The sequence below is a fragment of the Bacillus sp. TL12 genome (assembly GCF_022625245.1).
Lineage (GTDB): Bacteria > Bacillota > Bacilli > Bacillales > Bacillaceae_G > Bacillus_A.
The window spans coordinates 1-1,556 of sequence record NZ_JAJJBY010000145.1; the positions used below are offsets into that span (position 1 = coordinate 1).

At 32.9% G+C, this 1,556-nt stretch carries 2 protein-coding genes; one reads left to right on the plus strand and one right to left on the minus strand.

What is annotated here, in order from left to right; genetic code table 11:
* Window positions 1–145: 145 nt before the first annotated feature.
* Complete coding sequence (locus LOK41_RS28090; RefSeq protein ID WP_241819368.1) at window positions 146–481, plus strand: hypothetical protein; 336 nt, start codon at window positions 146–148, stop codon at window positions 479–481.
* A 37-nt stretch (window positions 482–518) separates the two neighbouring features.
* Here LOK41_RS28090 and LOK41_RS28095 read toward each other — a convergent pair whose 3' ends face one another.
* Window positions 519–1,430 carry an Rpn family recombination-promoting nuclease/putative transposase gene (locus LOK41_RS28095; protein WP_241819367.1) on the minus strand — a complete coding sequence of 304 codons (912 nt, stop codon included), beginning with the start codon at window positions 1,428–1,430 and terminating at the stop codon, window positions 519–521.
* Window positions 1,431–1,556 lie beyond the last annotated feature (126 nt).

Sequence of the window (1,556 nt, forward strand, 5' to 3'; positions counted from 1 at the left end):
CTGATACGAAAGATAAACGAGATTGGAAATATCCCGCTAAATTGAAATAAAGAAAAATTGTAAAATAAACCGATGTTGCTATATAATGAAAAAAGAGACTATTACGAATCTATACATCAGGATAGTAAAAGAAGGTGCGGTAAAAATGATTTTCTTATATCGATTTGATTTAAAAGATAACGGAATAGATTTTGTTTTAAATGAGCAAATAGCTGTGGATATGCTTCCATACTATGAAGAAATGTTGAGACCATTAGTAGCATCTTTGGCTGAAACTTTAAGTTTTTATCGAGCGTTTAGTAAACATCCTACCATTTTAACTGGTAAAATATTAGATAATGATGAACTGGAAATTATGTTAAGTGAAGGACTAGGGCAATATATAGACGTATATACGAAGAATCAAATTATTTTTGAAAGTGGAAAGTTAATCGCAGATATTTTAATAAAAGTAATGGATCACTATACATTGCATCGCTAAAGATTCCTTTAGATACACATCTAATTTTTATGAATAATCAGAAAATATGGCGTATGTCCGTAATATCCATATTGGTAAACTTCGCAATATCTTCTATATCCATGCCATTTTTATGCATGCCTCGGATTAACTGTTTTCTTTCAGCTAATTTACCTTCTTGAATGCCTACTTCTTTTCCTTTTTCTATTCCTTCTTCCATACCAACTTCACGGGCATGTGCCAATTTTGCTTGTTCATCAAATAATACTTTTTCCCGTGCTTCATATGCTAAACGGAAGGAACTACTCTGACTCATATTTTCCCATTTGTGGATCGCTTTTTGTAACATTGGGTCTTGTTTCATGGCGATATCCTCCAATGTGTGGGTCAAATGTTCATCTTCATGCGCTGGTAACAAGAGTAACCAACGAGCAAATTCATTTTCCCACGGATTAATTTTTTCTTCTCTCCATTGCTGAAGCAATTTTGGAATCTCAATAAAATGAATTTCTAAATCATCGAGTAAAACTTCCTTGTGCTGTTGACTCCAAAAATGTCCCACTGTATGCATATCATCATAAAGAGGAAAGAGATCAAAATCTAATATATTAATCGCAATAGTCTTTCGTAAAGAACGATATGGCATCCCTTTTTCTAATTGTGAGGTATACAATTTACTCCAGTAATATAAGGAGCGTTTTACAATTTCTTGTGTATTCTTTAACTGGATTTCCACATTTACTTTTGTTCCGTCCTGAAGTGTAGCAAGTATATCTAGTATGGATAATTTATCTTCTTCATATTCTTTATGCAAATGCGGATCTTCAATTTTTAGCGATACAATCGGTGTAGATAAAGACTCATGCAAGATTGCATTTAAAAAGGAAATCAGTAAGTCCTCTTGTCCCTGTACACCAAATAATTGCTTAAAAGCAAAATCAACTCGTAAATTGACTAAAGGCTGATTCATGGTTAGAGTCACCTTTCTTTTCGGTTATTCTATATGTCTATTGTACCGAAGAGTCAATAGAAGAAGCAACCCTTGGAATGGTTTGGTGGGTTTTGTTTTTATTAACTAATTCGGTATGTGAAATTA